General features: G+C 71.4%; 24 protein-coding genes. 6 read left to right on the top strand and 18 right to left on the bottom strand.

All coding sequences use genetic code 11. From position 1 onward, the window contains the following. Window positions 1–22 precede the first annotated feature (22 nt). The 10 genes from raiA to AB0M54_RS24715 form a co-directional block, all read right to left on the bottom strand. Window positions 23–646, bottom strand: a complete 624-nt coding sequence (gene raiA / locus AB0M54_RS24760) for a ribosome-associated translation inhibitor RaiA (RefSeq protein WP_364318942.1) — start codon at window positions 644–646, stop codon at window positions 23–25. Window positions 647–766: 120 nt separating this feature from the next. After that, window positions 767–1,555 carry a phosphoribosyltransferase family protein gene (locus AB0M54_RS24755; RefSeq protein WP_364473996.1) on the bottom strand — a complete coding sequence of 263 codons (789 nt, stop codon included), beginning with the start codon at window positions 1,553–1,555 and terminating at the stop codon, window positions 767–769. Further along, window positions 1,552–3,372: an LpqB family beta-propeller domain-containing protein gene (locus tag AB0M54_RS24750; RefSeq protein ID WP_364318939.1), complete on the bottom strand. Its 1,821-nt coding sequence runs from the start codon at window positions 3,370–3,372 to the stop codon at window positions 1,552–1,554. Before AB0M54_RS24750 ends, AB0M54_RS24755 begins: the two co-directional genes overlap by 4 nt. Beyond that, window positions 3,369–5,021 (bottom strand): MtrAB system histidine kinase MtrB, encoded by a 1,653-nt coding sequence (gene mtrB, locus AB0M54_RS24745; RefSeq protein WP_364318937.1) that lies wholly within the window; start codon window positions 5,019–5,021, stop codon window positions 3,369–3,371. Before mtrB ends, AB0M54_RS24750 begins: the two co-directional genes overlap by 4 nt. Before the next feature lie 53 nt (window positions 5,022–5,074). After that, window positions 5,075–5,764 (bottom strand): MtrAB system response regulator MtrA, encoded by a 690-nt coding sequence (gene mtrA / locus AB0M54_RS24740; RefSeq protein ID WP_364318935.1) that lies wholly within the window; start codon window positions 5,762–5,764, stop codon window positions 5,075–5,077. A 51-nt stretch (window positions 5,765–5,815) separates the two neighbouring features. Continuing rightward, entirely contained in the window at window positions 5,816–7,075 is a 1,260-nt protein-coding gene (gene efeB, locus AB0M54_RS24735; protein ID WP_364318933.1) for an iron uptake transporter deferrochelatase/peroxidase subunit, read from the bottom strand. Next, entirely contained in the window at window positions 7,072–8,205 is a 1,134-nt protein-coding gene (efeO, locus tag AB0M54_RS24730; protein ID WP_364318931.1) for an iron uptake system protein EfeO, read from the bottom strand. Before efeO ends, efeB begins: the two co-directional genes overlap by 4 nt. Before the next feature lie 7 nt (window positions 8,206–8,212). Continuing rightward, window positions 8,213–9,049, bottom strand: coding sequence for an iron uptake transporter permease EfeU (gene efeU / locus AB0M54_RS24725; RefSeq protein WP_364473994.1), 837 nt, complete (start codon window positions 9,047–9,049; stop codon window positions 8,213–8,215). Between the two features lie 140 nt (window positions 9,050–9,189). Beyond that, a complete protein-coding gene (locus AB0M54_RS24720; RefSeq protein WP_364318928.1) occupies window positions 9,190–9,387 on the bottom strand; it encodes a DUF397 domain-containing protein in 198 nt (65 codons plus the stop codon). Between the two features lie 51 nt (window positions 9,388–9,438). After that, the gene (locus AB0M54_RS24715) at window positions 9,439–10,284 is read right to left on the bottom strand and encodes a helix-turn-helix transcriptional regulator (protein ID WP_364473992.1); all 846 of its coding nucleotides are present in this window, start codon (window positions 10,282–10,284) and stop codon (window positions 9,439–9,441) included. A gap of 434 nt (window positions 10,285–10,718) precedes the next feature. Here AB0M54_RS24715 and AB0M54_RS24710 point away from each other — a divergent pair, with 434 nt between their 5' ends. Then, window positions 10,719–11,270: a hypothetical protein gene (locus AB0M54_RS24710; protein WP_364473990.1), complete on the top strand. Its 552-nt coding sequence runs from the start codon at window positions 10,719–10,721 to the stop codon at window positions 11,268–11,270. Window positions 11,271–11,277: 7 nt separating this feature from the next. On the opposite strand, the gene manA is transcribed toward AB0M54_RS24710, so the two are convergent. From manA to AB0M54_RS24680, 6 genes are all read right to left on the bottom strand, one after another. Further along, window positions 11,278–12,414: a mannose-6-phosphate isomerase, class I gene (gene manA / locus AB0M54_RS24705; protein WP_364319055.1), complete on the bottom strand. Its 1,137-nt coding sequence runs from the start codon at window positions 12,412–12,414 to the stop codon at window positions 11,278–11,280. Window positions 12,415–12,419: 5 nt separating this feature from the next. Next, complete coding sequence (locus tag AB0M54_RS24700; protein ID WP_364318922.1) at window positions 12,420–13,379, bottom strand: cation diffusion facilitator family transporter; 960 nt, start codon at window positions 13,377–13,379, stop codon at window positions 12,420–12,422. Further along, window positions 13,376–14,605 (bottom strand): SIS domain-containing protein, encoded by a 1,230-nt coding sequence (locus AB0M54_RS24695; RefSeq protein WP_364318920.1) that lies wholly within the window; start codon window positions 14,603–14,605, stop codon window positions 13,376–13,378. The genes AB0M54_RS24700 and AB0M54_RS24695 overlap by 4 nt, the downstream gene beginning before the upstream one ends. Next, window positions 14,602–14,784 carry a Trm112 family protein gene (locus tag AB0M54_RS24690; RefSeq protein ID WP_364318918.1) on the bottom strand — a complete coding sequence of 61 codons (183 nt, stop codon included), beginning with the start codon at window positions 14,782–14,784 and terminating at the stop codon, window positions 14,602–14,604. The genes AB0M54_RS24695 and AB0M54_RS24690 overlap by 4 nt, the downstream gene beginning before the upstream one ends. A gap of 47 nt (window positions 14,785–14,831) precedes the next feature. Beyond that, the gene (locus AB0M54_RS24685) at window positions 14,832–16,211 is read right to left on the bottom strand and encodes a phosphomannomutase/phosphoglucomutase (RefSeq protein ID WP_364473988.1); all 1,380 of its coding nucleotides are present in this window, start codon (window positions 16,209–16,211) and stop codon (window positions 14,832–14,834) included. Window positions 16,212–16,338: 127 nt separating this feature from the next. Next, window positions 16,339–16,992 carry an endonuclease V gene (locus tag AB0M54_RS24680; protein WP_364318914.1) on the bottom strand — a complete coding sequence of 218 codons (654 nt, stop codon included), beginning with the start codon at window positions 16,990–16,992 and terminating at the stop codon, window positions 16,339–16,341. A 54-nt stretch (window positions 16,993–17,046) separates the two neighbouring features. Here AB0M54_RS24680 and AB0M54_RS24675 point away from each other — a divergent pair, with 54 nt between their 5' ends. From AB0M54_RS24675 to AB0M54_RS24660, 4 genes are all read left to right on the top strand, one after another. Next, window positions 17,047–18,339 carry a GAF domain-containing protein gene (locus AB0M54_RS24675; protein ID WP_364318912.1) on the top strand — a complete coding sequence of 431 codons (1,293 nt, stop codon included), beginning with the start codon at window positions 17,047–17,049 and terminating at the stop codon, window positions 18,337–18,339. 145 nt (window positions 18,340–18,484) lie between these two features. Continuing rightward, a complete protein-coding gene (gene adh / locus AB0M54_RS24670; protein WP_364473987.1) occupies window positions 18,485–20,008 on the top strand; it encodes an aldehyde dehydrogenase in 1,524 nt (507 codons plus the stop codon). 74 nt (window positions 20,009–20,082) lie between these two features. After that, window positions 20,083–20,463 carry a DUF779 domain-containing protein gene (locus AB0M54_RS24665; RefSeq protein ID WP_364318908.1) on the top strand — a complete coding sequence of 127 codons (381 nt, stop codon included), beginning with the start codon at window positions 20,083–20,085 and terminating at the stop codon, window positions 20,461–20,463. A gap of 10 nt (window positions 20,464–20,473) precedes the next feature. Then, the gene (locus AB0M54_RS24660) at window positions 20,474–22,291 is read left to right on the top strand and encodes a WD40 repeat domain-containing protein (protein ID WP_364473985.1); all 1,818 of its coding nucleotides are present in this window, start codon (window positions 20,474–20,476) and stop codon (window positions 22,289–22,291) included. On the opposite strand, the gene AB0M54_RS24655 is transcribed toward AB0M54_RS24660, so the two are convergent. Next, window positions 22,275–22,637 (bottom strand): DUF3499 domain-containing protein, encoded by a 363-nt coding sequence (locus AB0M54_RS24655; protein ID WP_364318904.1) that lies wholly within the window; start codon window positions 22,635–22,637, stop codon window positions 22,275–22,277. The two genes, AB0M54_RS24660 and AB0M54_RS24655, sit on opposite strands and share 17 nt — an antisense overlap. A gap of 292 nt (window positions 22,638–22,929) precedes the next feature. Here AB0M54_RS24655 and AB0M54_RS24650 point away from each other — a divergent pair, with 292 nt between their 5' ends. Next, window positions 22,930–23,295 carry a metallopeptidase family protein gene (locus tag AB0M54_RS24650; protein ID WP_364319053.1) on the top strand — a complete coding sequence of 122 codons (366 nt, stop codon included), beginning with the start codon at window positions 22,930–22,932 and terminating at the stop codon, window positions 23,293–23,295. Between the two features lie 47 nt (window positions 23,296–23,342). On the opposite strand, the gene AB0M54_RS24645 is transcribed toward AB0M54_RS24650, so the two are convergent. Continuing rightward, on the bottom strand, window positions 23,343–23,600 hold the full coding sequence (locus AB0M54_RS24645; protein ID WP_285690347.1) for a WhiB family transcriptional regulator: 258 nt from the start codon (window positions 23,598–23,600) through the stop codon (window positions 23,343–23,345). Window positions 23,601–23,692: the final 92 nt, after the last annotated feature.

The following is a 23,692-nucleotide window of genomic DNA, read 5'->3' as shown; positions in this document are numbered from 1 at the left end:
CCCGCGGAGCGGAGGGGCTCAGTCAGCCCGTCTGTTCCAGGGAGAGGATGCCGTAGTCGTAGCCGCGGCGGCGGTAGACGACGCTCGGCCGGCCGCTCTCCTTGTCGTGGAACAGATAGAAGTCGTGGCCGACCAGCTCCATCTGGAACAGGGCGTCGTCCACGGTCATCGGGTCCGCGGGGTGTTCCTTCTCGCGGACGATGCGCCACGGCTGCGTGTCGTCGTGTTCCACGAGCGCGGCGGCAACCGGCTCCGCCTCCTGGGCGGGCGGGTCGAAGTTCGGCAGATCGGTCGGCAGGCCGGCGGTGGCGGCGGCGACCGAGACGGGCGCGTGACGCCCGCGGTGGACGCGTCTGCGGTCGGCGGCGCGGCGCAACCGGGCGTCCAGCTTGCTGATGGCGGCATCCAGAGCTGAATAGAAGTCCTTGGCGCAGGCTTCCGCGCGAATGACGGGACCTCTGGTCATGACGGTGATCTCGACGCGCTGGCACTTCTCGGCCTGCCGCGGGTTCCGTTCGTGGAAGAGTTCCACGTCGGCCCGGATCAGCTTCTGGTCGTAGCGTTCGACCTTGCTCAGCTTGTCGGCGACATGTTCCCGGTAATGCTCGGGAACCTCGACGTTGCGGCCCTTGACGACAATGTCCACTCGTGACCTCCCCCAACGTTGGTGCAGAAATGTGACTGCGGAACAACCTCGTTTCGGGTGGTGGGTAGGCGAAGATGCCTACCCTGGTCATGACGACGCTAACCTGCCGACGCCCGCGCGTCACCCCTCGTTCGCAGAACCACCCGCATGGCGAGAGGTCCAGACCCCGGTTCGGGCCGGCCGGGCGGGGCTCGGGTGGGGCAGGGCTCTCCGCAATCGGGTGGCGGCAACGACCGCGGCCCCCGCGACCTGCATGTTCGCCTCCTCCAGCCGGGCCGTCACGGCGGCCAGCGTGGCCCCGGTGGTGACGATGTCATCCACCACCACCAGCGTGCTCCTCATCGTGGTCCGGCGGGTCGGAACGCCGATTCGGGTCGGCCGGATTCGCAGCGAACTCTCAGCCGCGACACGCCGTGCCGACGCGTCCAGTGACGCGGAGTCCGGGCGCGGCGCCGCGCGTAACGGTCGCGCCACCGCAGCGTCCCAGCCCGCGGCGCGGAGGCGACGGACAGTCCGGGTGGCCAGTCGCGCCATGTGATCACCGAGCCGCTCACGCTGCGCGGCGGCGGTCGAGGGCACCGGCACGATCAGCAACGGCCGGGAGCGGTCCGGCGCCACCTCGGCCACCGCCGCGGCCAGAACGGCGCCCAGCGGCCGGGCCAGGCCGTGCCGGCCCCGTTCCTTGTACGCCAGCAGCATCCCGCGCACCGCGCCCTCGTACGCCCCGGCCGCCACACAGCGCGGCATCCCGGGCGGCGGCGATTCCGGCGACGCCGCGTACGGCCGCAGCCCTTCCACCTCGGCCACGCAGGCCGCACAGGCCCCGTCGCGCAACGGCTCCCGCTCGGCGCCACACCCGGCGCACGACCCCGGCAGGACCAGGTCGGCCAGGTCGCGGAGCAGGCTCAACTGAGGAAGAACGGCGCGGTCGGCACGATGCCCTTGGTCGGGTTGTCGACCTTCACGGCCAGGTCGCCGACCGTCATCTTCTGGGCCTTCTGCTCGTCGTAGGCCGCGTCGCCGATCAGGTAGGCGACGGCGCCGGAGTCGTCCCGGGTCGGGCTGGCCGGACGGGAGGTCATGTTGGTGACCGGGATCGAGCTCAGACTGTCTTGCCGGTAGGACTGGAAGGCGCCGTCGATCGACACCTCCATGGTCGCGTACCGGCGGTCGGTGCCGCGCTCGAGCCCGGCCAGCGCCAGCGACTCCTCGTTGCTCCAGGTGACGGCGGTCAGGTCCTGCAGCTCGGTGCGGATGACGTGTGGCGAGGTCAGCTGAAGGCCGCCGTCGCCGAAGCTGAGCCCGGACAGGTAGAGCGCGCCGCCGGCCACCAGCGCCACCCGGTGCGAGTCGGGCGCCACGGCCACCGCGGTGATGGCGCCCGGCGCCCCGCCGGGCCATTGCACCGCGGTGAGTCCGGCGTCGGCCGAGCCGAACCCCTCGGCCGGGAAGCTGTAGAGCCCGCCGTTCATCGTGATCAGCCCGTTGGTGCCGGGGTCGGCGCCGATCGGGGACACCGCCCAGACCGGATGCCCGACGTCAGCGCCGGCCGGGAGCCGTTTGCGGGTGAGCGTGACCGCTTCACCGGCCCCGGCCGCGCCGACCTTGAGCGACTGCTTCCGGTTCCCCTCGTCGACCACCAGGGCCGCGTACGACCGGGAGCCGGACATGGCCAGCGCCGCCGAGAGCACGTTCTTGTTGTCCTGCGGGCGGACGATCGGCACCGCCTGACCCGGCCGCTCGGAGTGCGCGAGCCGCACGATCTGCTTGTTGTAGATCGCGAACCGTTCCGGGCCCTCGGTCTGGTAGGCCGGGTTGGCCGGCAGGTAGTCGTCGCCGGTGTAGGTGTGGTCCTCGTGCTCGATGGAGAGCGCCAGCGTGTTCGGCAGCGGGCGCATCGACCAGCGCAGCTGCTGCTGGAGCCGCTGGAGCGCGCCGGCCGAATCCTTCTCGGGCAGCACCTGCCCGCTGAGGTTGATCTGTAGCGTCGAGTTGCTGATGGCCGGCACGTTGCCGATCGCCTTGGTGCCTTCCGGCAGCGGCTCGACGACGCTGCCCAGCCAGCCCTGCGGCCCGCTGGTCAGCCAGTCGATGATCTGGTTGGGCCGCTGCGTCGCGGGCAGGTCGCGGGGCAGGTAGCGGGTGTCGGGCACCAGCCCGGAGTGCTCCTGGTTCCAGAAGTAGATGGTCTGCTTCTGGTAGTAGTTGTCCAGCGCGTCGACATCGAGGAAGACGTACGTCACGGGTTTGCGGACGTAGAGCCCGTCCAGCCCGTTCACCTCGCCGATCTCGAGCTTGAGCTGCTCGGTCTCGGGGTTGGTGGTGGGCTCGAGAACGCCCTTGGCCCGCAGCATGCCGACCTCGCGGTACGGGATCGTCACGTTCGGGTCGTCCGGATTGTTCTGCGGCTCGCCGACCAGCCGGATGACCTTGATGCCGTCCGGTTGCGGGCGGAAGGTGGCGGCCACGTCGGGGCTGAGGAACTGTTTGACCCGATCGGCCGCGGTGCCCTGGTCACCGGCCGCGGCCAGCAGGAAGTTGGTGGCGAACTCCTTGATGTTGGTGGTGTCCGAGCGGAGCACCCGGCCGGGCGCCTGGGGCGTCGTGTTCACCTCGCCGCCGACCGGGTCGGGGTTGATCGGCCGCACCACGGTGTTGTCCGGGATGCCGCAGCCGCCGGCCAGCAGGGTGCCGGCCAGGACGACGGCGATCAGCGGGCGCCTCATCGGGTCACCTCGACCGGCTCGGCCGCGACCGGCGGCACCTCGCGGTCGCGCGGGATCAGCGGCAGCGGCGCGGCCACCAGCCGGTCGCCGGCCCGGACGGGCAGGGTCAGCCGGAACTGGGCGCCCTCGCCCGGCGCGCCCCACGCCTCCAGCCAGCCGCCGTGCAGGCGGGCGTCCTCCACGCTGATCGACAGGCCCAGGCCGGTGCCGCCGGTCTGCCGGGCCCGGGACGGGTCGGCCCGCCAGAACCGGTTGAAGACCAGCCGCTCCTCGCCCGGTTTGAGGCCGACCCCGTGGTCGCGCACGGTGATCGCCACGGCGGCGTCGTCACTGGCCACGGTGACCTGCACCGGCCGGCCCTCGGCGTGCTCGACCGCGTTGCCGACCAGGTTGCGGAGCACCCGCTCGACCCGGCGCGGATCGATCTCGGCGATCACCGGCGCCTCCGGCAGGCGCAGCTCGACCTCGACGCCGACCCGCTCGGCCAGGCCGGCCAGGCCCTCGGCGACCCGCTCGACGATCGGCGTCACGTCGGTGTGCTCGGCGTCGAGCGCGGCGAAGCCGGCGTCGAACCGGCTGATCTCGAGCAGGTCGGTGAGCAGGCTCTCGAAGCGGTCCAGCTCGGCCTGGAGCAGCTCGGCGCTGCGGGCCACGGCCGGGTCGAAGTCGGCGCGCTCGGAGAAGAGCAGATCGGCGGCCATGCGTACGGTCGTGAGCGGCGTCCGCAGCTCGTGCGACACGTCGGAGGTGAACCGCCGCTGGAGGCGGGACATCTCTTCCAGCCGGACGATCTGGCGCTGGAGGTTGGCCGCCATCTGGTTGAACGAGGCGGCGAGCAGGGCCAGGTCGTCCTCGCCGGTCACCTTCATCCGCTGGTCGAGCAGGCCGGCCGAGAGCCGCTGGGCGGTGCGGGCGGCCACCCGCACCGGCGTCACCACCATGCGGGTGACCAGGGCGGCCACCACGCCGAGCAGGAGCACCAGCGCGAAGCCGGTGGCCAGCACGGTGGCGCGGATCTGGTTGGCGGCCCGGTCCTCGGTGGTCAGGGGCACGAGGTAGTAGAGCTCGAGCTGACCGAAGTTGGTCGGCACCGGGGTCCCGTACACCAGGAACTTGGTCTCGACGCCGTTGACCGCCGCCGTGCGGATCTGGCTGGCCTCGACCCGGTTGCGGCCGACCTCCTGCACCATGTCGGGGGTGATCAGCTCGCTGGTGTCGATGTTGGTCGAGGTGACCGGCCGGATGGTCAGGTAGCGCGAGGAGCGGATGGTCACCACCGCGCCGCTGCCGGCCGCCGGGTCACCGCCGTCGGCGAGCAGCGGGATGGTGTCGTCGAGCGTTCGCGGCAGCTTGGCGTCGACCGCGGTGGTGTGCACGCTGAGCTGTTCCTGGGCCACCGCCCGCTTGTTACGGCCCTGGGCGAAGACCTCGTCCTGCGCCCGGTCGAGCAGGATGTCGGCGCTGCGGTAGGCCACCAGCCAGGCGAACGCGCCGACCAGCAGGCTGGACGCGACCAGGGTGATGGCCACGACGCGCAACTGGAGCGAGCGGCGCCACTGGCGGCGGGCCGGCGCGAGCAGCACGCGGAGGCGGCGCAGCAGCGCGCGCCAGTAACGCCGCACCACCCGGAGGGCGCGGCGTGCGGGCATCGGAAGCCAGGCTGGAGCGCGCATCGCGAAGCAACATTAGCGCTCCGCGGCGCTCACCCAGTGCCCGCCTTGTAGCCGACCCCACGGACGGTAAGGATGATCTCGGGGCGTTCCGGATCGGGCTCGATCTTCGCCCGCAGCCGCTGGACGTGCACGTTGACCAGCCGGGTGTCGGCCGCGTGACGGTAACCCCAGACCTGTTCCAGCAGCACCTCGCGGGTGAACACCTGGCGCGGCTTGCGGGCCAGGGCGACCAGCAGGTCGAACTCCAGCGGCGTGAGCTTCACCTCGGCCCCGTCCCGGGACACGGTGTGGGCCGGGACGTCGATGGTGATCTGGTTGCCGGGCGGCCCGATGGTCAGCATCTCGGGCGCGGCGTCTTCGCCGCGGCGCAGCCGGGCCCGCATGCGGGCGACCAGTTCCTTGGGCTTGAACGGCTTGACCACGTAGTCGTCGGCGCCCGACTCGAGGCCGAGCACCACGTCGACGGTGTCGCTCTTGGCGGTCAGCATGACGATCGGGATGCCCGACTCGGTGCGGATCGCCCGGGCCACGTCGATGCCACTCATGCCGGGCAGCATCAGGTCGAGCAGGACGATGTCCGGCCGGCTTTCGCGGAACGCGGCAAGCGCACGCTCGCCGTCGGCCACGAACGAAGGCAGGAATCCTTCGCTGCGCAGAACGATGCCAAGCATCTCCGCGAGCGCCGGATCGTCATCGACAACGAGGACACGGGCTCTCATGCGGTCCAATATTGCACTGTCTCCCTCGACGACGTGGTACCCGGGGGGTGATCATGCGTCGAAAAGCCGGCTCCCCCAGTGTTCCCCGGCCCCGGCCGGACCCGGTGGGCAGGCGAAGATCGCGCTGGCGACGTGTCGCAGATATTCGTTCATCTCATCCATCCGGGCCAGGCTTCGTTGCACCGGGATGAACGATTTGCGAGGATCCCGCTGGTACGCGATGAAGAACAGCCCGGCGTTGAGCCGGCCCAGCCCGTCCGAGCCGTCGACGAAGTTGTAGCCCCGGCGCAGCATCCGGGCGCCGTTGTTGGTCGAGTGGTGGGCCAGGCGCACGTGCGCGGTCTCGGCGACCAGCGGCTCGCCCTGATCGTCGACCGCCGTCAGGTCGATCTCGTCGAACTCGCGGGCCATCCCGAGCGGCGCGCCGTTGCTCTTGTGCCGGCCGACGATCATCTCCTGCTCGGCCAGCGACGACCGGTCCCAGGTCTCGATCAACATCCGGATCTTCCGGGCGACCAGGTACGAGCCACCGGTCATCCAGGCCGGCCCGTCGCCGTCCTGCACCCAGACGTGGTCGCGGAGCAGGCCGGCCTCCTCGGCCTTGATGTTCTTGGTGCCGTCCTTGAAGCCGAACAGGTTCCGGGGCGTGGCCTGCGACGTCGAGGTCGACGACGTACGCCCGAAGCCCAGCTGCGACCAGCGCACGCTGACCACCCCGAAACCGATCCGGGCCAGGTTGCGGATGGCGTGCACCGCCACCTGCGGGTCGTTCGCGCACGCCTGCACGGCCAGGTCACCGCCGGAGATGGCCGGGTCGAGCGCGTCGCCGGTGAACGCGGGCAGGTCGGCCAGCGCCTCCGGCCGCCGCTTGGCCAGGCCGAACCGGGTGAACAGCGACGGCCCGAACCCCACGGTCAGGGTGAGCTGGGAGGGCGGCAGCCCGGTGGCCTCGCCGGTGTCGTCCGGCGGCGCCTCGGCGATCCCGTTCATCGCCCCGATCGGCCCGGCGTCCTGCCCGGAGGTCATCCGGCGGGCCGCCGCGGTCCAGTCGGCGAGCATCTGGACCAGGCGCTCCCGGTCCTTGGTGATCACGTCGAAGGCGACGAAGTGCAGCCGGTCCTGCGCGGCCGTGGTGATGCCGGCCTGGTGCACGCCGTCGAACGGGATCGCGCCGCGCGCGTCCGGCCCGGGTGTGTCGTCCCGCTTGGCCAGGAAGGCGCCGCCGACCGCGACGGCGCCGGTCACCCCGGCCACGCCGGCGCCGGCGAGCGCGATCGCCCGCCGGCGGGAGACGCCCTGTTCGTCAGTCATTTCTTGGACACCACCGCGGCCACCTTGCTGATCGGCTCGGCCAGCGCGTTGATCGCGTCGGACAGGTCCTTGAGGTCGGCCTGCGAGAGCTGGTCGTGCAGCTTCCAGCCGTCACCGGCCCGGTGCTTCGCCAGCGCGGTGTCGACGTTGGCGAACTCGGTGTCCAGCGTCTTGACCAGCGCGGCGTCGCGCTCCTCGAGCACCGGCCGCAGCGCGGCGATGGCCGCCTTGGAACCCTCCACGTTGGCGTTGAAGTCCCACAGGTCGGTGTGCGAGTAGCGGTCCTCCTCACCGGTGATCTTGCCGGTGGCGACCTCGTCGAGCAGGCCCTTGGCGCCGTTGGCGAGCTGGAGCGGGGAGAGCTTCTCGGCCTGCGCCTTGGCCACGATCTCCTTGACGTCGGTGAGCAGCTGGTCGGCGATCGGGCCGTCCTTCGAGATGTCCGGCTTGGCCGCCCACAGGTCCTTCTCGATCCGGTGGAAGCCGCCGAACGTCATGCCCTCCTCGGTGACCTCCTCGCGGCCGTCGATCCGGGGGTCGAGGTCGCCGAAGATCTCGGCGACCGGCTCGATCCGCTCCCAGTAGGTCCGCGCGATCGGGAACAGGGTCTTGGCCTTGGCCACGTCGCCGGCCTTGACCGCGGTCACGAACTCCTCGGTCTTGACCAGCAGCGCGTCCGTCTGGGACTTCACGTACCGCGAGTAGCTGCCGGTCGCCGCGGCCAGGGCGGCGTCGTCGGTCAGCGGCGCCGACGAGCCGGACACGGTGAACGCGGCCCGGATGCCCTTGCCGATCATGCCCGGCTTGCAGGCGGTCTCGTACGACCCGGCGGGCAGCTCGACGTGCAGCTCACGGGACAGGCCGGGGGCGATGTTCTCGACCTCGCCCATCACCCGGTCGCCCGGGGCGTACACGTAGAACTCGGTGACCTTCTGGCCCTTGTTGGTCACGCTGAAGACGCTGGTGCCGGCGTCGGCCTCGGCGCGGGCGACCTTGCAGGCGCTGTCGTCGGCGGCGACCGGGATCGGGCCGCCCTTCTCGCCACCGGCGGCCGGGGTGTCCGGGTCGCCGCTGCCGCAGCCGGCCAGCGCGAGGGCGCCGGCCGCGGTGATCACGATGAGGCGTCGCATGGTTCTCCTATTGCTGAGGCGCGGCCACGGGCGCCGGGGTGGACTTTCTTGTGCGGAGGAAGAGAAAGAGGACCGGCAGGCCGTACGCGCCCCAGGCGATCACCTCGACCACCGACGCCGTCGGGGTGAGGTTGAACATGCCGGTGAGCAGCGCGGTGTACCAGGCGCTGGGGTCGAGCGTGCCGCTGATGTCGTAGGCCAGGTTGTTGAGGCCCGGGAGCACGCCGGACTCCTGGAGGTCGTGCACGCCGTACTTGAGAATGCCGGCGGCGACCAGGATGAGCAGGGCGCCGGTCACGGTGAAGAAGACCGTCAGATTGATCCGGATCGCCGTGGCGTACATCAGGAATCCGATGACGACGGCCGTGCCGATCCCGCCGAGCAGCGCCAGCAACGGCCCGCTGTTGCTCGAGGCGCCCTGGACGGCCGAGTAGAAGATCAGCGAGGTCTCGAGGCCCTCGCGGACCACGGCCAGGAAGGCCATCACGCCGACCGCGACCGAGCCGACCCCGAGCGCGTCCTGCATCTTGCCGCGCAGCTCACCGGCGATGGACCGGGCGGCGCGGCGCATCCAGAAGATCATCCAGGTGACGAAGCCGACCGCCGCGATCGAGGTGATCGCCTCGAACAGCTCGCGGTGCTCGTACTTCTGGAGCAGCGTGGTCTCGGTGTAGCTGAGCAGCCAGCCGAAGATGACGGACAACGCGACGGCCAGGGCGACCCCGGCCCAGACCTGGATCAGCCGGTCCTTGCGCTCGGACTTCACCAGGAACGCGATCAGGATGCTGACCACCAGCGTGGCTTCCAGACCCTCACGCAGACCGATGAGGTAGGTCGCGAGCATGACGGTTCCTTTGCTAAGGCATTCCTAACTTAGGTTCGGCATACCTTAGGCATCGCGAGGCCCTGTCCGTCAAGGAGCTTGTGATGTAAACGAACGGGCGGCCCCGGATCTATCCGGGACCGCCCGTCGGACGAGAGGGCTCACTGACGGTCGAACTCGCCGTCACGCACACCCTTGATGAAGGCGCCCCACTCGGGCGCCGTGAAGCGCAGCATCGGTCCGGCGGCGTCCTTGGAGTCCCGCACGTAGACGGTCGCGGTGGTCTCCGCCACCTCCACGCAATGACCCGCGGCGCCGGAGCGGCTGCTCTTGTGCCAGACCAGCTTGTTATCGGTCAAGACATCCCCTCCCCGGAGATTTGTGATCCATCCTGGGGAACGATCCAGCGGTCAGCGAAGGTAGTCGCTCGATCGGGTGAAGCAGTCGCGGCTCGCCTCGGCGTCGAGGGCCCGGGCGCGGACGTCGTCGAAGGCCTCCCGGAAGACGCTCACCTCATCCTCCTTGAGGTGGAAGAAACCCCCGGTCAGGCCCTCGCTGTGGACAATCGGGCCGCGGGCGTTGCCGGCGAATTCGAAGATCATGAAGGACTCCGACTGCGCCGCGTGCGCGCCCGCCGAGAACGGCAGCACCAGCAGCTCGACGCCGGGGCGCATGCTCGCCTCGTGCAGCCGCTGCAACTGCCGGCGCAACACGCCCCGGCCACCGACCTCGCGGTGCAGCACGGCCTCGTCGAGCACCACGGTCAGCCGCGGCGGAGGGTCGCGGACCAGCACCGCTTGCCGGGCCATCCGCAGCGCCAGACGGCGGTGGATCGTTTCAGGGTCGCCGATGTCGGCGCCGACCTCGATCACGGCCCGGGCGTACTCGTCGGTCTGGAGCAGGCCCGGGACGATCTGGGTCTCCCACTCCTGGAGCGCGACGGCCTCGGCCTCGAGCGCGACGTACTCGTCGTAGGGCGCCGGGACCGACGACCGGTACGGCGTCCACCACACCCGATCGCGGCCGCGCCGGGCCAGGTGATGGAGCCGGTCGCGGATGTCGGACTGGGCGCCGTAGGTGCTGAGGAGGCGGTCGAGATCGGGCTCGCTGATGCCGGTCCGCGCCGTCTCGATCCGGCTCAGTTTGGACTCCGACCAGCCCAGCAGGCGAGCCACCGACGCGCCGCGCCGTTCCCCCCGGAGGCGACGTAGTTCGTCACCCAGTTCCCGTCGTGCCGTTGATGTCGGCCTTGCCACGCGAACACCGTACCGGGATGGATACGTTCTGCAACTTGCATAGCGCCATATGCACTTGCAGACAGGAGGTGACCGGGTGCTTAATGACAACGAAAGCACCACCGGTGGCGGCAACCGCCGGGCTTGTGAGAAGGCCCCGTCCAGCGGCGTGGACGGGGCCTTCTTCAACGGTCGGCGGCATGAACCCCTGGACAGCGAACGGGGCGACGGGTCAAAGACCCGCCGCCCCGTTCATCCCCCCGGTTTGGTACCGCGCGCGTCCGTGGGACCCCCCGATCACCAATGACGCTGCGTGTTTGTAGCTTCACACTCCGCGCACGCTCATGTCAAGCAAATCCGGAAATTTCCGATTCGAGAAGTTTGAGTAGCGCGGATCCGAGATCCAGCGCGCCACCCCAACAGGAATCTGACATCGCCCTGTGAGGGTCCTCGCCATGTCTCCTCAGATGCGGCTGAGCCGCTGTGCCGCCGGGCTCGTCCTCCTCCTCGCCGGCTGTTCCGGAACGGACACCGAACCGCCGAAGGTGGCCTCCCTCCGGACCTCGGCGGCGCCGTCGAGCGCGGCGGCCGCGGCCGCCGGCCAGCGACCGGTGTACCCCGTCGACGCCACCGACGACGAACGGCGGGCGGTGAGCGAGCCCTGGGTCGCCTGCCTGGTGGCGAAGGGTGGCCCCAAGTGGAAGCGGGACGCCGACGCCCTGCTCCTGAAGGGCGTGACGCCGGCCGACGACCCGGAAGGCAAGGACGTGCTCGAAGCCTGCCTGGCCAAGCAGCCGGAGGCGTACGACGACCACCAGAAACGGACAGACCCGGCGACGTTCAAGGACAACCAGCGTGCCTGGTACCGCTGCGCCCAGGACGCCGGCTACAAGCTGACCGCCCCCGACCCGGACACCGCCGAATTCGGCCTGACCGAGATCGGCCCGAACGGTGACGCCGGCTCGCCCAAGATGCAGGAGTGCAAGCGGAAGGCGTTCGCCGAATGAGGCCGAGCTAGGCCGGGGCGGCGACGAAGATCGTGCCGGTGCCGGCGGCCGAGATCGGGCCGGCCGACGCCGGGGCGAACGCGGCCGTCCCCGGCGTGATCTCGACCGGTGTCCCGTGCCCCTCGGCAACAAACGCGTCGCCCTCGACGCCGAGGATGATGCGCGGGCCCTCGGCCGGCACCGTCGTGGGCGGCCGCGTCCCCGACAACTCCAGGCAGTAGAGCCGGAAGTCGCGGATCGGCACCTCCCAGGTGGAGACGCCCGGCGCGACCTCGGTGGCCGGCAGGATCGGGTCGGCCAGAACCTCGAAGCGCAACACCCGGAGCAGTTCGTCGACGTCGACCCGCTTCGGGGTCAGCCCGCCACGCAGCACGTTGTCGCTGGCCGCCATGATCTCCACGCCGGCGCCCTCGAGGTAGGCGTGCAGGTTGCCGGCCGGCATCCAGATCGCCTCGCCCGGACGCAGCGTCACGTGGTTGAGCAGCAGCGCGACCAACACGCCGGGGTCGGACGGGTAGCCCTTGGCCAGGCCGCGCGCGAGCGGCGTGTCGGCGGCGGCCACCAGCGACGCCCGGTCGTCGGCGGGCCAGCTGAGCAGCAGCCGCACGGCCTCGGCCAGACCGGCGGGCCCGGTACGCAGGGCGGCCACCACCGGCGCCAGGGCGGGCACGCCGAAGGACTCCAGGACGTCGGCCGACACCGACGGATCGCGGAAGCCGCACAGGGCCTGGAACTCGGTCAGCGCCACAAGCATCTCGGGCTTGTGGTTGGCGTCGGTGTAGTTGCGCGGCAGCGACGGGTCGGCCTCCTGCGCGGCGAACGCCGTCCGCGCGTACGCGAGGTCGGGGTGGGCCTGCAGCGACAGCGGCGCCGACGCGGCCAGCACCTTCACCAGGTAGGGCAGTCGCGGGCCGAACTCCTCGACCACCGGCGCGCCGAGCTGACCGGCCGGGTCGGCCTCGATGACGTCGGCCAGGCTGGCCGGGCCGTCGTGCCCACGCAGCGTCGACGGGTCGCCCGGGTGGGCGCCCAGCCACATCTCGGCCTCGGGCTGGTCGGTCGGGGCGGGCCGGCCCTGGAGCTCGGCCAGGAAGGTGCGCGAACCCCAGGCGTACGGCCGGACGTTGCCGACGAGCCCGTGCACGCCGCTCATGACGCGTGCGCCGGGGGTGCCGCCTCGGCCGCGGGCGTGGCCGCCGGCCGGTAGATGTCGGGCTCGATGTAGATCACCCGGGCGATCGGCAGGGCCGCCCGGATCCGGGACTCGGCCTCGTTGATGTGCGTGGCGATCTCGTCGGCCCGTTCCGACCGCGGCACCGCGATCTTCGCCGCGACCAGCAGCTCTTCCGGACCGAGATAGAGGGTCTTCATGTGGATGATGCGCTCGACGCCCTCGCCCGCCAGGAAGGCCTGCTCGATCTTGCGGATGTCCTCGGGCGTCGCGCCCTCGCCGAGGAGCAAGCTCTTGGTCTCGATCGCCAGGATGATCGCGATGCACACCAGCAGCAGGCCGATCGCCGCGGTGCCGATGCCGTCCCAGACGCCGTTGCCGGTCAGCAGGGTGAGCACCACGCCGAAGAAGGCGAAGATCAGGCCGATCAGGGCGCCGAGGTCTTCGAGCAGCACCACCGGCAGCTCGGGCGCCTTGGCCCGGCGCACGAACTGGACCCAGGAGATGTTCCCGCGGGTGTGGTTGGACTCCTTGATCGCCGTGCGGAAGGAGAAGCTCTCCAGGCCGATCGCGATGATCAGCACGACGATCGGGACCCACTGCCAGCTCTCGATCGGCTCGGGGTGGGAGATCTTGTGGTACGCCTCGTACAGCGCGAACAGGCCACCGACGCTGAACAGCACGATCGCCACGATGAAGGCGTAGATGTAGCGGTCCCGTCCGTACCCGAAGGGGTGGTCGGGGGTGGCCTTGCGCCGCGAGCGCTTGCCGCCGAGCAGAAGCAGGGCCTGGTTGCCGGAGTCGGCGACCGAGTGGATCGACTCGGCCAGCATCGACGACGACCCGGTCAGCAGCCAGGCGATGAACTTGGTGACGGCGATGCCCAGGTTGGCCGCGAGGGCCGCGATGATCGCCCGGGTGCCGCCGCCCGCGCTCACGCTCGGCCCTCCGGCTTCGGGTTGCTCAGTTCCTTCATCTCGTCGATCGCCGGCACCGCCATCGGGTCGAGCCCGTGGGCCAGGGCCAGGTAGAGCGAGGCGAAGTCGGGCACCGCGACCAGCGACGCCAGCCGTTCCAGGGCCGAGCCGCCCTCGGCCACCAGCACGTCGCAGCGCACGCCGCGGCGCTCGGCCAGCGTCTGCACGGCGTCGGCCCGGCGCTCCTCGACCGCGATCGGCTCGTCCGCATCGTCCTCGGGGTTGAGGCCACCGTCGCGGAAGATCACCAGCCGCAGCCGGGTCGACGCGACCTCGTCGGCCTCGTCCTCGGGGTCGGCGAAGATGTCCCGGGACGACTCGGCCAGGCCGCCGAACACGCCGTCGAGCAGGCCGACCCGGCCCCGGCCGGCCTCGCCCAGGGAACCGGCCATCACCGGGTAGCGGGCATTCGCGGCCAGCGTGTCGGCGAACCGGCGGGCGGCCACCGTGGCCAGCGGGGACGAGCCCCAGATGACCGGCACCGAGCCGGCCAGGCCCAGGGCCAGCGCCTTGGCCGGGTTGACGAAGGACTCGGCGCCGGGACGGGACCGCTCGGCGTCGGCGTCGAGCCGGGTCGCGGTCTCGGCCACATCGGCCTCGTTGACCTTGACCAGGCCGAGGCTGCGGGCGGCGATCAGCACCGGCACAGTGAGCCCCCACAGGCTGGCCCGGGCCGGCGCGCGGCGCGGCACCGGGATGAACGGCGCGCGGGCGCGCTCGGCCATCGCCTGCAACTCGGAGTCGGGGCTGCCGATGGCCACCAGGCGCGCGCCACGCCGGGCGGCGGCGTCGGCCGCCGCCAGCGCCTCGGGGCTGCGCCCGCTGCCGGAGACGGCGATCACCACGTCGGCCGCGCCGACCCAGCCCGGCAGCGCCGAGCTGCGGTGGCCGACGATCGGCACCGGGCAGCGCGGACCGGCGACGGTGGACAGGATGTTGCCGGTCAGGCCGGCGGTGCCGATGCCGGCGACCACGACGGCCCGCGGCCGGCCCTCTTCGGCCAGCCCGGTCAGGTCGGCCTCGGCGGCCAGGGCCGCCGCCTCGCGCACCTGGGCGCCGGCCGACGCGGTGGCCCGCAGCATGCCGCCCGGGTCGCTGGCCAGCATGGCCTGCTCGTCGTCCAGCAGCGACTCGTCGACGTGCCGGTGGCCGTTGACCCCGGCCGCACCCTCCAGCGGGACGGTCATCGGGCCTCCCCCGGCAGCCGGGCCTCGTCGAGCAGCAGGATCGGGATGTCGTCCCGGATCTCGAACACGCGACCGCACTCGGTGCAGGTCAGCGTCTGCGCGTCGGCGTCATGCGTCAACGGCGCGTGGTGCGTGTCCGGGCACGCCAGTATGTCCAGCAACTGCGGATCGAGGGCCACAGAGAAGGCTCCCTTATGGGGTGGCGGTCGGAGGCAACCTGCAGATCCTAACCTCGGACGATGGCCAGCACCTCGTCGCGGAGGGCGGCCATGCGGTCGGGCTTGGGCGCCTCCACATTGAGCCGCAGCAGTGGCTCGGTGTTCGAGGCCCGCAGGTTGAACCAGGCGCCGTCGGCCAGCGTGGCGGTGAGCCCGTCCAGATCGTCGAAGGTGGCGTCCGGGTACGCCGCGCGTACCTCGGCGGTCTTGGCCTTGGCGTCGGCGACCGTGGAGTTGATCTCACCAGAGGCGGAGTAGCGCTCGAACTCGGCGGCGAAGCCGGACAGCGGCCGGTCCTGCTCGCCCAGCGCGGCCAGCACGTGCAGGGCGGCCAGCATGCCGGTGTCGGCGAACCAGAAGTCGCGGAAGTAGTAGTGCGCCGAGTGCTCGCCGCCGAACACCGCGTTGGTGCGGGCCATCTCGGCCTTGATGAACGAGTGGCCGACCCGGCTGCGCAGCGGCTTGCCGCCGTTCTCGGCGATGATCTCGGGCACCGCGAGCGAGGTGATCACGTTGTGGATGACCGTGCTGCCCGGGAACTTGGCCAGCTCACGCTTGGCGACCAGCGCGGTGATCGCGGACGGCGAGACCGGGTCGCCGTTCTCGTCGATCACGAAGCAGCGGTCGGCGTCGCCGTCGAAGGCCAGGCCGAGGTCGGCGCCCCGGGTCCGCACGGCCTCCTGCAGGTCGACCAGGTTGGCCGGGTCGAGCGGGTTGGCCTCGTGGTTGGGGAACGTTCCGTCCAGCTCGAAGTAGAGCGGCACGATGGTCAGCGGCAGCGCCGGCAGCACCTGGTCGCCGAGCACGGCCGGCACGGTGTGCCCGCCCATCCCGTTGCCGGCGTCGACGATCACCTTGAGCGGCCGGATGCCGGACAGGTCGACCAGCGAGCGCAGGTGGGCGGCGTAGTCGGCGAGCAGGTCGAGGTGTTCCACCCGCTGGGGCCCGTCGGCGACCCGGTCGAGGTCGTCGAGCAGCTCCTGGGCCCGGATGCGGATGATCGCCAGGCCGCTGTCCTGGCCGATCGCGCGGGCGCCGGCCCGGCACAGCTTGATGCCGTTGTACTGGGCCGGGTTGTGGCTCGCGGTGAACATCGCCCCGGGCAGGCCGAGCGCGCCGGAGGCGTAGTAGAGCTGGTCGGTGGAGCCCAGGCCGATGTGCAGGACGGCCGAGCCGGCCGCGTTGGCGCCCTCGGCAAACGCCGCCGCCAGGCCGGGACCGCTGGCCCGCATGTCGTGGGCGATCACGATCCGGTCGGCGTCGTCGCCGGACTCCCGCAGCATCTCGATGAACGCGGTGCCCAGCGCCCGGGCCGCCGCCTCGTCGAACTGGTCGGGGACGACGCCACGGACGTCGTACGCCTTGACGATCTGCGACAGATCAGACAATGCTCGCTCCTCAGCCCTGGGGATCCTGTCGCGAGACTAACGGAGCACGGGTAGCGGAACGGCCGCAACCGCGCAGCATGCGTCTCGGCCTCGTTGCAACGAGGCATCTTTCATTGCGGCGCGCTTCTCAACGCGTGGCGCTTTTCAACGCGGCGCGGCACGCGTGGTCGGCGGCCCGGGTGGTCTCGGGCAGGCGGTAGCGGGACGTCAGGCGGAGGGTCAGCGCGCAGGCGGTGTCCAGGTCCATGCGGTGGCCGGCCGAGACGTACACCGGTTTGACCCGATCCTGGGTACGCAACAGCGCGCCCACCTCGTCGCCACGGTCGATCAGCGCCGACCGGTCGCCCCGCCGCTCCCCCGGCTCGTCCGCCTCGCCCACCAGCCGGGTCTTGCCGACGCCGAGGGTGGGCAGGTCGAGCAGCACGCCCAGGTGGCAGGCCAGACCGAAGCGACGCGGATGAGCCCGGCCCTGCCCGTCGCAGACCACCACCTCCGGCTGGTCTTTCAACTGCGAAAACGCGTCGAGTACGGCGGGAAGCTCGCGGAACGCGAACAGCCCCGGCACGTACGGGAAGGCCGGCTCACCGATCACCACCGCGGTCTCCCGGACCGACAGGTCCGCCTCGAGCACCACCACAGCCGCGGCCAGCCGGTCCTCGCCGTAGGCAACATCCACCCCGGCGAACGTCGACGGCGTTATCGGCACCGGCCCATCGAGCAGTTGCGGGCGCAATTCGTCTTGAATCGCGAAGGCTTCGCTGGGAGTTGACGGCCAATCCACGCACCAGAGGCTAGGCCAGTTGTCCAGAGCGGTGATGCGGGTCACGATGGGGGCATGGCCAACCCGTGGCTCGCCCTCGACCTGGGTGCCGATCCGGCTGAGCGGATCCGGCAGGTCGGCCGTGCCCACGAACGGTTCGTCACCGGGGACCATCAGATCGGCGGTCCGGCGGCCATCCGCAGCGTGGTGGCCGACTCGTGGCGGCGCTCGGCCGACGCGATCACGCCCGAGAGCACCGCCCCGATCGAGATCGCCGACGGCGACCTGGAGGCCTACCGGGCGGCCCACCCGCTGGCCCGGGTGCTGCCGATCTTCCGCGACCTGCTCGGCGGGCTGGCCGACGACGGCGACCACCTGATGGCGGTCTGCGACGCGCACGGGCGGCTGCTCTGGGTGGAGGGGACGCCGACGGTGCTGCGCGCGGCCGACGCGATGAACTTCGTGCCGGGGGCCCGCTGGGACGAGGCGCACGCCGGCACCAACGCCCCGGGCACCGCGCTGGCCGTCGACCACCCGCTGCAGATCTTCGCCACCGAACATTTCAGCCGGCCGGTGCAGCGCTGGACCTGTGCGGCCGCCCCGATCCACGACCCCGCCACCGGCCGGTTGCTCGGCGCCATCGACGTGACCGGCGGCGACCACCTCGCCAACCCCCACAGCCTGGCTCTGGTACGCGCGACCGCCCTGGCCGCCGAGGCGTTCCTCGCCACCGAACGCCGCTCGTCCGGGGTCACGCCCACGGTGGCGGTGCTGGGCCGCGACGAGGCCCTGCTGACCCACCGCGGCCGGCGGCTCCGGCTCGGCCGCCGCCACTCCGAGCTGCTGGTCCTGCTGCTGACGCACCCCGAGGGACGCACCGGGGACCAGCTGGGCCTCGACCTCTATCTCGACGATCTGAACCCGGTCACGGTCCGGGCCGAGCTCTCCCGGCTGCGCCGGATCCTCGGGCCCGAGCTGCTCGACTCCCGCCCCTACCGGCTGCACGCCGACCTGAGCGCCGACTTCAGCACGGTCACCGACCACCTCGACGCCGGCCGGGTGGCCGAAGCCCTGTCCGAGTACGCCGGCCCGCTGCTGCCCGCCTCGGACGCCCCCGGCGTGGTCCGCCTGCGGCGCGCGCTCGAGACCCGGCTCCGCGACACGCTGCTCCGGCGGGCCGACCACACCCTCCTGGAGAAGTGGGTCCGTTCCTCGTGGGGTGCCGACGATCTGGAGATGTGGGAGATGTATGCCGCGCTGCTCCCGGCCCGCTCGCCGGCCCGGGGCGCGGCGCTGAACCGCGTCGGCCGGCTCGCCGCCGATTTCGGCCTCCGCACCCGCCGACCCGGCGGCGGCGTGCGGCCTTGACCACGACGGCGGTCCGCTGAAACCACGGGACTCTTCTGCGCCCGTACCCGCAAAAGCTCTTGACCTTGACTTTGCAACGTCCTTGCAACGTTCCCGTAACTAGCGTCGCACTCATCGTGAGTCCCCCAACACGGAGGCGACCAGCATGACCATCTACTCACCGCCCAACACCGACGGTGCGATCGTCAACTACGAGAGCCGTTACGACCACTACATCGGTGGCGAGTACGTGCCGCCGGTCAAGGGTCAGTACTTCGACAACCCCACGCCGGTCACCGGTGAGACCTTCTGCGAGATCGCCCGCGGCACGGCCGAGGACGTCGAGCGCGCCCTCGACGCGGCGCACGGCGCGGCCGACGCCTGGGGCCGCACCTCGCCCGCCGAGCGCGCCAACATCCTCAACAAGATCGCCGACCGGATGGAGGCGAACCTCGAGAAGCTCGCGGTCGCCGAGGCCTGGGAGAACGGCAAGCCGGTCCGCGAGACGCTGGCCGCCGACCTGCCGCTGGCGATCGACCACTTCCGCTACTTCGCCGGCGCCATCCGCGCCCAGGAGGGCTCGCTCGCCGAGATCGACGACGACACCGTCGCCTACCACTTCCACGAGCCGCTCGGGGTGGTCGCCCAGATCATCCCGTGGAACTTCCCGATCCTGATGGCCGTGTGGAAGCTCGCGCCCGCCCTGGCCGCCGGCAACGCGGTCGTGCTCAAGCCGGCCGAGCAGACCCCGGCCTCCATCCACTACCTGATGTCGCTGGTCGGCGACCTGCTCCCGCCGGGCGTGCTGAACATCGTGAACGGCTTCGGCGTCGAGGCGGGCAAGCCGCTGGCGTCGTCCAGCCGGGTCGCCAAGGTCGCGTTCACCGGCGAGACCACCACCGGGCGTCTGATCATGCAGTACGCCTCGGAGAACCTCATCCCGGTCACCCTCGAGCTCGGCGGCAAGAGCCCGAACATCTTCTTCGACGACGTCTCGGCGGCCGACGACGACTTCATGGACAAGGCGCTCGAGGGCTTCGCGATGTTCGCGCTCAACCAGGGCGAGGTCTGCACCTGCCCGTCGCGCGCGCTGATCCAGCAGGGGCACTACAGCGACTTCCTGGCCGCCGGCGTGAAGCGGGTGGAGAACCTCAAGCAGGGCAACCCGCTGGACACCGACACCCAGGTCGGCGCGCAGGCCTCCAACGACCAGCTCGAGAAGATCCTGTCCTATCTGGACATCGGTCGCCAGGAGGGCGCCAAGGTGCTGATCGGCGGCGGCCGGGCCGACCTCGGCGGCACCCTGGCCGGCGGCTACTACGTGCAGCCGACGATCTTCGAGGGCAGCAACACCATGCGGATCTTCCAGGAGGAGATCTTCGGGCCGGTCGTGTCGGTGACCTCGTTCTCCGACTACGCCGACGCGATCAAGATCGCCAACGACACGTTGTACGGCCTGGGCGCCGGCGTGTGGACCCGGAACGGCAGCACGGCGTACCGGGCCGGCCGCAACATCAAGGCCGGTCGAGTGTGGACGAACTGCTACCACGCCTACCCGGCGCACGCCGCGTTCGGTGGCTACAAGCAGTCCGGCATCGGCCGGGAGAACCACAAGATGATGCTGGACCACTACCAGCAGACCAAGAACCTGCTGGTGTCGTACTCGCCCAAGGCTCTGGGCTTCTTCTAGGCCGGTTTTCAAATTTGCCCTGGAGGCGCCGTGATGACGAACAAATGTGAAAAACCGGCCTAGGCCGCTGAGGAATGACAGTGACACGAGTCGACGTGACACCCGCGGCGGCCGACCTGATGCGGTCGCTGCGGGTGCAACACGGTCCGCTGATGTTCCACCAGTCCGGCGGCTGCTGCGACGGCAGCTCACCCATGTGCTACCTCGAGGGTGAGTTCCGTACCGGCGCGTCGGACGTGCTCCTGGAGGCGTTGCGCATCGACGGCATCGCCGAGCCGGTGACCTTCTGGATGTCCAAGTCCCAGTTCCAGCTCTGGAAGCACACGCACCTCACGGTGGACGTGGTCAAAGGGCGCGGTTCCGGCTTCTCGCTGGAGGCGCCCGAAGGCGTACGGTTCCTGATCCGCAGCCGGCTGCTCAGCGAGGAGGAGATCGCGGAGCTCGCCACTCGTTAGGGTCGTCCGCATGTTTGTGCGGTGGACCACGGCCGGGGACGACCCGCGGCTGCTCCGGCTCTTCCCGGCGACGTTCACGGTGGCGGTGGCGGCCACCGCCGTGGACGGCGTCCCGGTCCTGGTCACCACGTCCGACGACGTGGTCGAGGAGGACGACGCCGAGACCGTTCTGCAGATCTGGCACGCCGGGACCGGCGAGCTGCTTCGGGAGGTTCCGGGGGTGGGCGGCGACTCGCTGGTCGTCACCGAGCTCGACCGGCGACCGGTCGCGGTGACCTGCGGCTGGAGCGACACGCCGTGGCTGGTCGACCTGCTCACCGGCTCGGCGACGCCGCTGCCGGGCGCCGGTGACGTCGTGCAGGGCCTGGCCATCGCGGGCCTCGAGGGCGGGCCCGCGCTGGTCACGGCCGATCTGCGCGGTCAGGTACGGGTGGTCGATCTGGCCGCCCGCGAGACGGTACGGGTCCTCGACGCCGGCGGCGACCGGCTGAACGCGGTGGCGGTCCTCTCCTGGGACGGCCACCTGGCCGCGTTCGGGGCCGGCGACGCCCTGCACGCCTGGGACCTGCATACCGGCTCACCGATCGCCACGCCCCCGATCAGCGGCCGCGCCTGCGCGCTGGCGACCTGGCCGGACGTGCCCGATCGGCTGGCCGTGCTGGGCATGGACGGGAGCGTGGAGATCGCCGGCCGGGCCGTGCTCGGCGTGCCCTGGCGGCGCTGGGCCACCCACCTCGCCGGGCTCGTCACCCCGGACGGCCGGCGGTTGCTGGCCATCGCCGACGACGAGGCCGTGACGCTCTGGGACGTCGAGGCCGACCGTGCGGCCGGTCCGGTGCTGGCCGGGCCGACCGGCTGGGCCGACGTCCGCCCGGGCGAGCCTGGCGAGGTGATCACCGCGTCGCCCGAGGACCGGGCCGTGGCCGTGTGGGCGGCCGGCGCCGACCTGCCGCCGATCGGGCACGGCGCCACGAGCACGATCACCGCCCTCACGCTGAGCCCCGACGGCCGGGTGATCGCCGGAGCATCGGACGGGACGGTCGCCGCCTGGTCCCTGGCCGACGGCTCGTTCTTGTCGGCTGAGGACGGCGCGGTGCACGGCCCGGTGCGGGCGGTGGCCACGGTCGAGGTGGACGGGCGGATCGAGGTGCTGGCCGGCGGCGGCGACGTCAACGGCTCGCCGGACGACGTCCTGCATCGCTTGCCCCTCTCCGACGGCGTTGTCGACGGCGTCATCGCCGATCAGGGCGGTGAGATCAGGGTGATCGCCATGCTGGGCACGACCGCGTACACGGCCGGGTGCGACCGGACCATCGCCCGGATCGACCTCGTGACCGGCACGCGCACCTCGGTGATCCCGGGCGACAACCACGCCAGCGGCATCGCGATCCGGGGCGGGCGCGCGGCGGTCAGCCGCTTCCCGGGTCCGTTCCAGCTCTGGGATCTGGCCGCCGACCGGCCGATCCCGACCGGGGCCGTCGACTCGGCCGAGTTCGGCGAGCGGGTCGTCGGGTGGTGCGGCGACGGCCGGGTGGTGGTCGCCCTCGACGATCAGGCTCGGGTACGCGACCTGAGCACCGGCGAGACCACGGCACTGGACGAGGGCGGCGACGGCCGGATCACGGCGATCGCGAGCAGCGACACGCTCGTGGCGATCGCGCGGGCGGATTGCTCGCTGTCAGTCGTGGACCCATCGTCCGGCGACGAGACCGAGGCTCTCACGTTGGCCTACCCGGCGACCGCGCTGGCCTGGACGCAAGAGGGTGACCTGATCGCCGGCGTCCGCCGGGACCTGGTGCGGTGGGGGCTCTCTAACCCGGCGGGATGACCCGCAGGTGGCCGCGGCGGCCGGTCTGCTGGCCGGGCATGTGGTCGTGCTCGTCGGGGCGGGGCGGGGGCGCCGGGCGGGCCGCTTCGCGAACCGCGTCGGCCAGGGCGACGAGGTCGTCGGTGGTGGGCGGGGGCGGGGCGAACTCGCCGTCGTGGCGGACGAGTTCCCAGCCTCGGGGGGCGGTGAGGCTGCGCGCGTGGGGTTCACAGAGGTCGTACGTGTGGGGTTCGGCGAAGGCCGCGAGCGGCCCGACCACGGCGGTGGAATCGTTGTAGACGTAGGTCAAGGTGGCGACGGCCTGTCGAGGACAGCCGTTTCGGGAGCAGCGCCGTGGGGACCTCACGGCGGCACGTTATCTCCCCCGAGACGCCGGAAGTCGCGACACGCCGTACCACCATGCATCACGATTCGGCCATGACCGGGCGACACGCCGCCCCTTATAGGCGAATTCGCCGCGAAGAAACTCCATGCGACCAGCAAGAGCGCTAGATCGGCGGCGACCGGACTAGAGTTCACACGTGACCACCAGCCCCGACCGCCGCCGGACCGCCGAACCGGGCCGCGCGGCACGCTCCGCCGGGCCGGGCCGTCCCGCCCGCCGCGACCGGCACGGCCGTGGTCTGCGGGGCCGGCTCGTGCCCGCCACCGTGCCGCTGGCCCGCACCAAGGCCGAGATCTTCGACGACCTGGTGCTCGACACCGTCGAGGCGCTCGAGCGGCGCTATGCCAAGGAGCTGGCCGGCGTCGAGTTCGCGGTCGAGGATGTGCCGCCGGAACTCAACGTCTACGACTCCGACGTGTTGGAGGACGGCGAGGTCCCACTGGCCCGGCTGCTGCCGGGCCGGCCCGGTCGCCAGGAACTGCCACCGCGGATCGTGCTCTACCGCCGACCGCTGGAGTTCCGGGCGATGGATCGTGAAGACCTCGCCGACCTCGTCCACGATGTGATCATCGAGCAGGTCGCCAACCTGCTCGGCGTCGATCCCGACGAGCTCGCCTAGCGCGCCCACCGCGCCCACCGCGCCCACTATTCGGGGGCGTGTGGCCGCTAGGCCACCCGGCGCTTCAACTTGCGGCGTTCCCGCTCCGACAGCCCACCCCAGATGCCGAAGCGCTCGTCGTGCCCCAGTGCGTACTCGAGGCACTCGCCCTTGACGTCACAGCGACCGCAGATCCGCTTCGCCTCGCGGGTCGAGCCGCCCTTCTCCGGGAAGAAGGCCTCCGGATCAGTCTGCGAGCACAGCGCCCGCTCCTGCCATTCGGGTGCGTCCCCGAGCAGGTCGACCCCTTCCACCTGCGCTTCCATCGGCGTGCCTCCAATTCCTGCGCCGAGCGTCAACCCGGCGCGACCCCCCACGCACGCGGCGTGTTCTTGCGGGCGGGACGCGGCTCGCGCCG

This window comes from Actinoplanes sp. NPDC051470 (assembly GCF_040682035.1).
GTDB lineage: Bacteria > Actinomycetota > Actinomycetes > Mycobacteriales > Micromonosporaceae > Actinoplanes.
Note: the sequence above shows the minus strand (reverse complement) of the source record. Positions and strands in the feature narration are given on the sequence as shown.

Excerpts from the sequence above, each read along its gene's own strand:
- AB0M54_RS24750 (WP_364318939.1), bottom strand. The coding sequence starts at position 3,372 with ATGAGGCGCCCGCTGATCGCCGTCGTCCTGGCCGGCACCCTGCTGGCC.
- mtrB (WP_364318937.1), bottom strand. The coding sequence starts at position 5,021 with ATGCCCGCACGCCGCGCCCTCCGGGTGGTGCGGCGTTACTGGCGCGCG.
- mtrA (WP_364318935.1), bottom strand. The coding sequence starts at position 5,764 with ATGAGAGCCCGTGTCCTCGTTGTCGATGACGATCCGGCGCTCGCGGAG.
- efeB (WP_364318933.1), bottom strand. The coding sequence starts at position 7,075 with ATGACTGACGAACAGGGCGTCTCCCGCCGGCGGGCGATCGCGCTCGCC.
- efeO (WP_364318931.1), bottom strand. The coding sequence starts at position 8,205 with ATGCGACGCCTCATCGTGATCACCGCGGCCGGCGCCCTCGCGCTGGCC.
- efeU (WP_364473994.1), bottom strand. The coding sequence starts at position 9,049 with ATGCTCGCGACCTACCTCATCGGTCTGCGTGAGGGTCTGGAAGCCACG.
- AB0M54_RS24710 (WP_364473990.1), top strand. The coding sequence starts at position 10,719 with ATGTCTCCTCAGATGCGGCTGAGCCGCTGTGCCGCCGGGCTCGTCCTC.
- AB0M54_RS24695 (WP_364318920.1), bottom strand. The coding sequence starts at position 14,605 with ATGACCGTCCCGCTGGAGGGTGCGGCCGGGGTCAACGGCCACCGGCAC.
- AB0M54_RS24675 (WP_364318912.1), top strand. The coding sequence starts at position 17,047 with ATGGCCAACCCGTGGCTCGCCCTCGACCTGGGTGCCGATCCGGCTGAG.
- adh (WP_364473987.1), top strand. The coding sequence starts at position 18,485 with ATGACCATCTACTCACCGCCCAACACCGACGGTGCGATCGTCAACTAC.
- AB0M54_RS24665 (WP_364318908.1), top strand. The coding sequence starts at position 20,083 with ATGACAGTGACACGAGTCGACGTGACACCCGCGGCGGCCGACCTGATG.
- AB0M54_RS24660 (WP_364473985.1), top strand. The coding sequence starts at position 20,474 with ATGTTTGTGCGGTGGACCACGGCCGGGGACGACCCGCGGCTGCTCCGG.
- AB0M54_RS24645 (WP_285690347.1), bottom strand. The coding sequence starts at position 23,600 with ATGGAAGCGCAGGTGGAAGGGGTCGACCTGCTCGGGGACGCACCCGAA.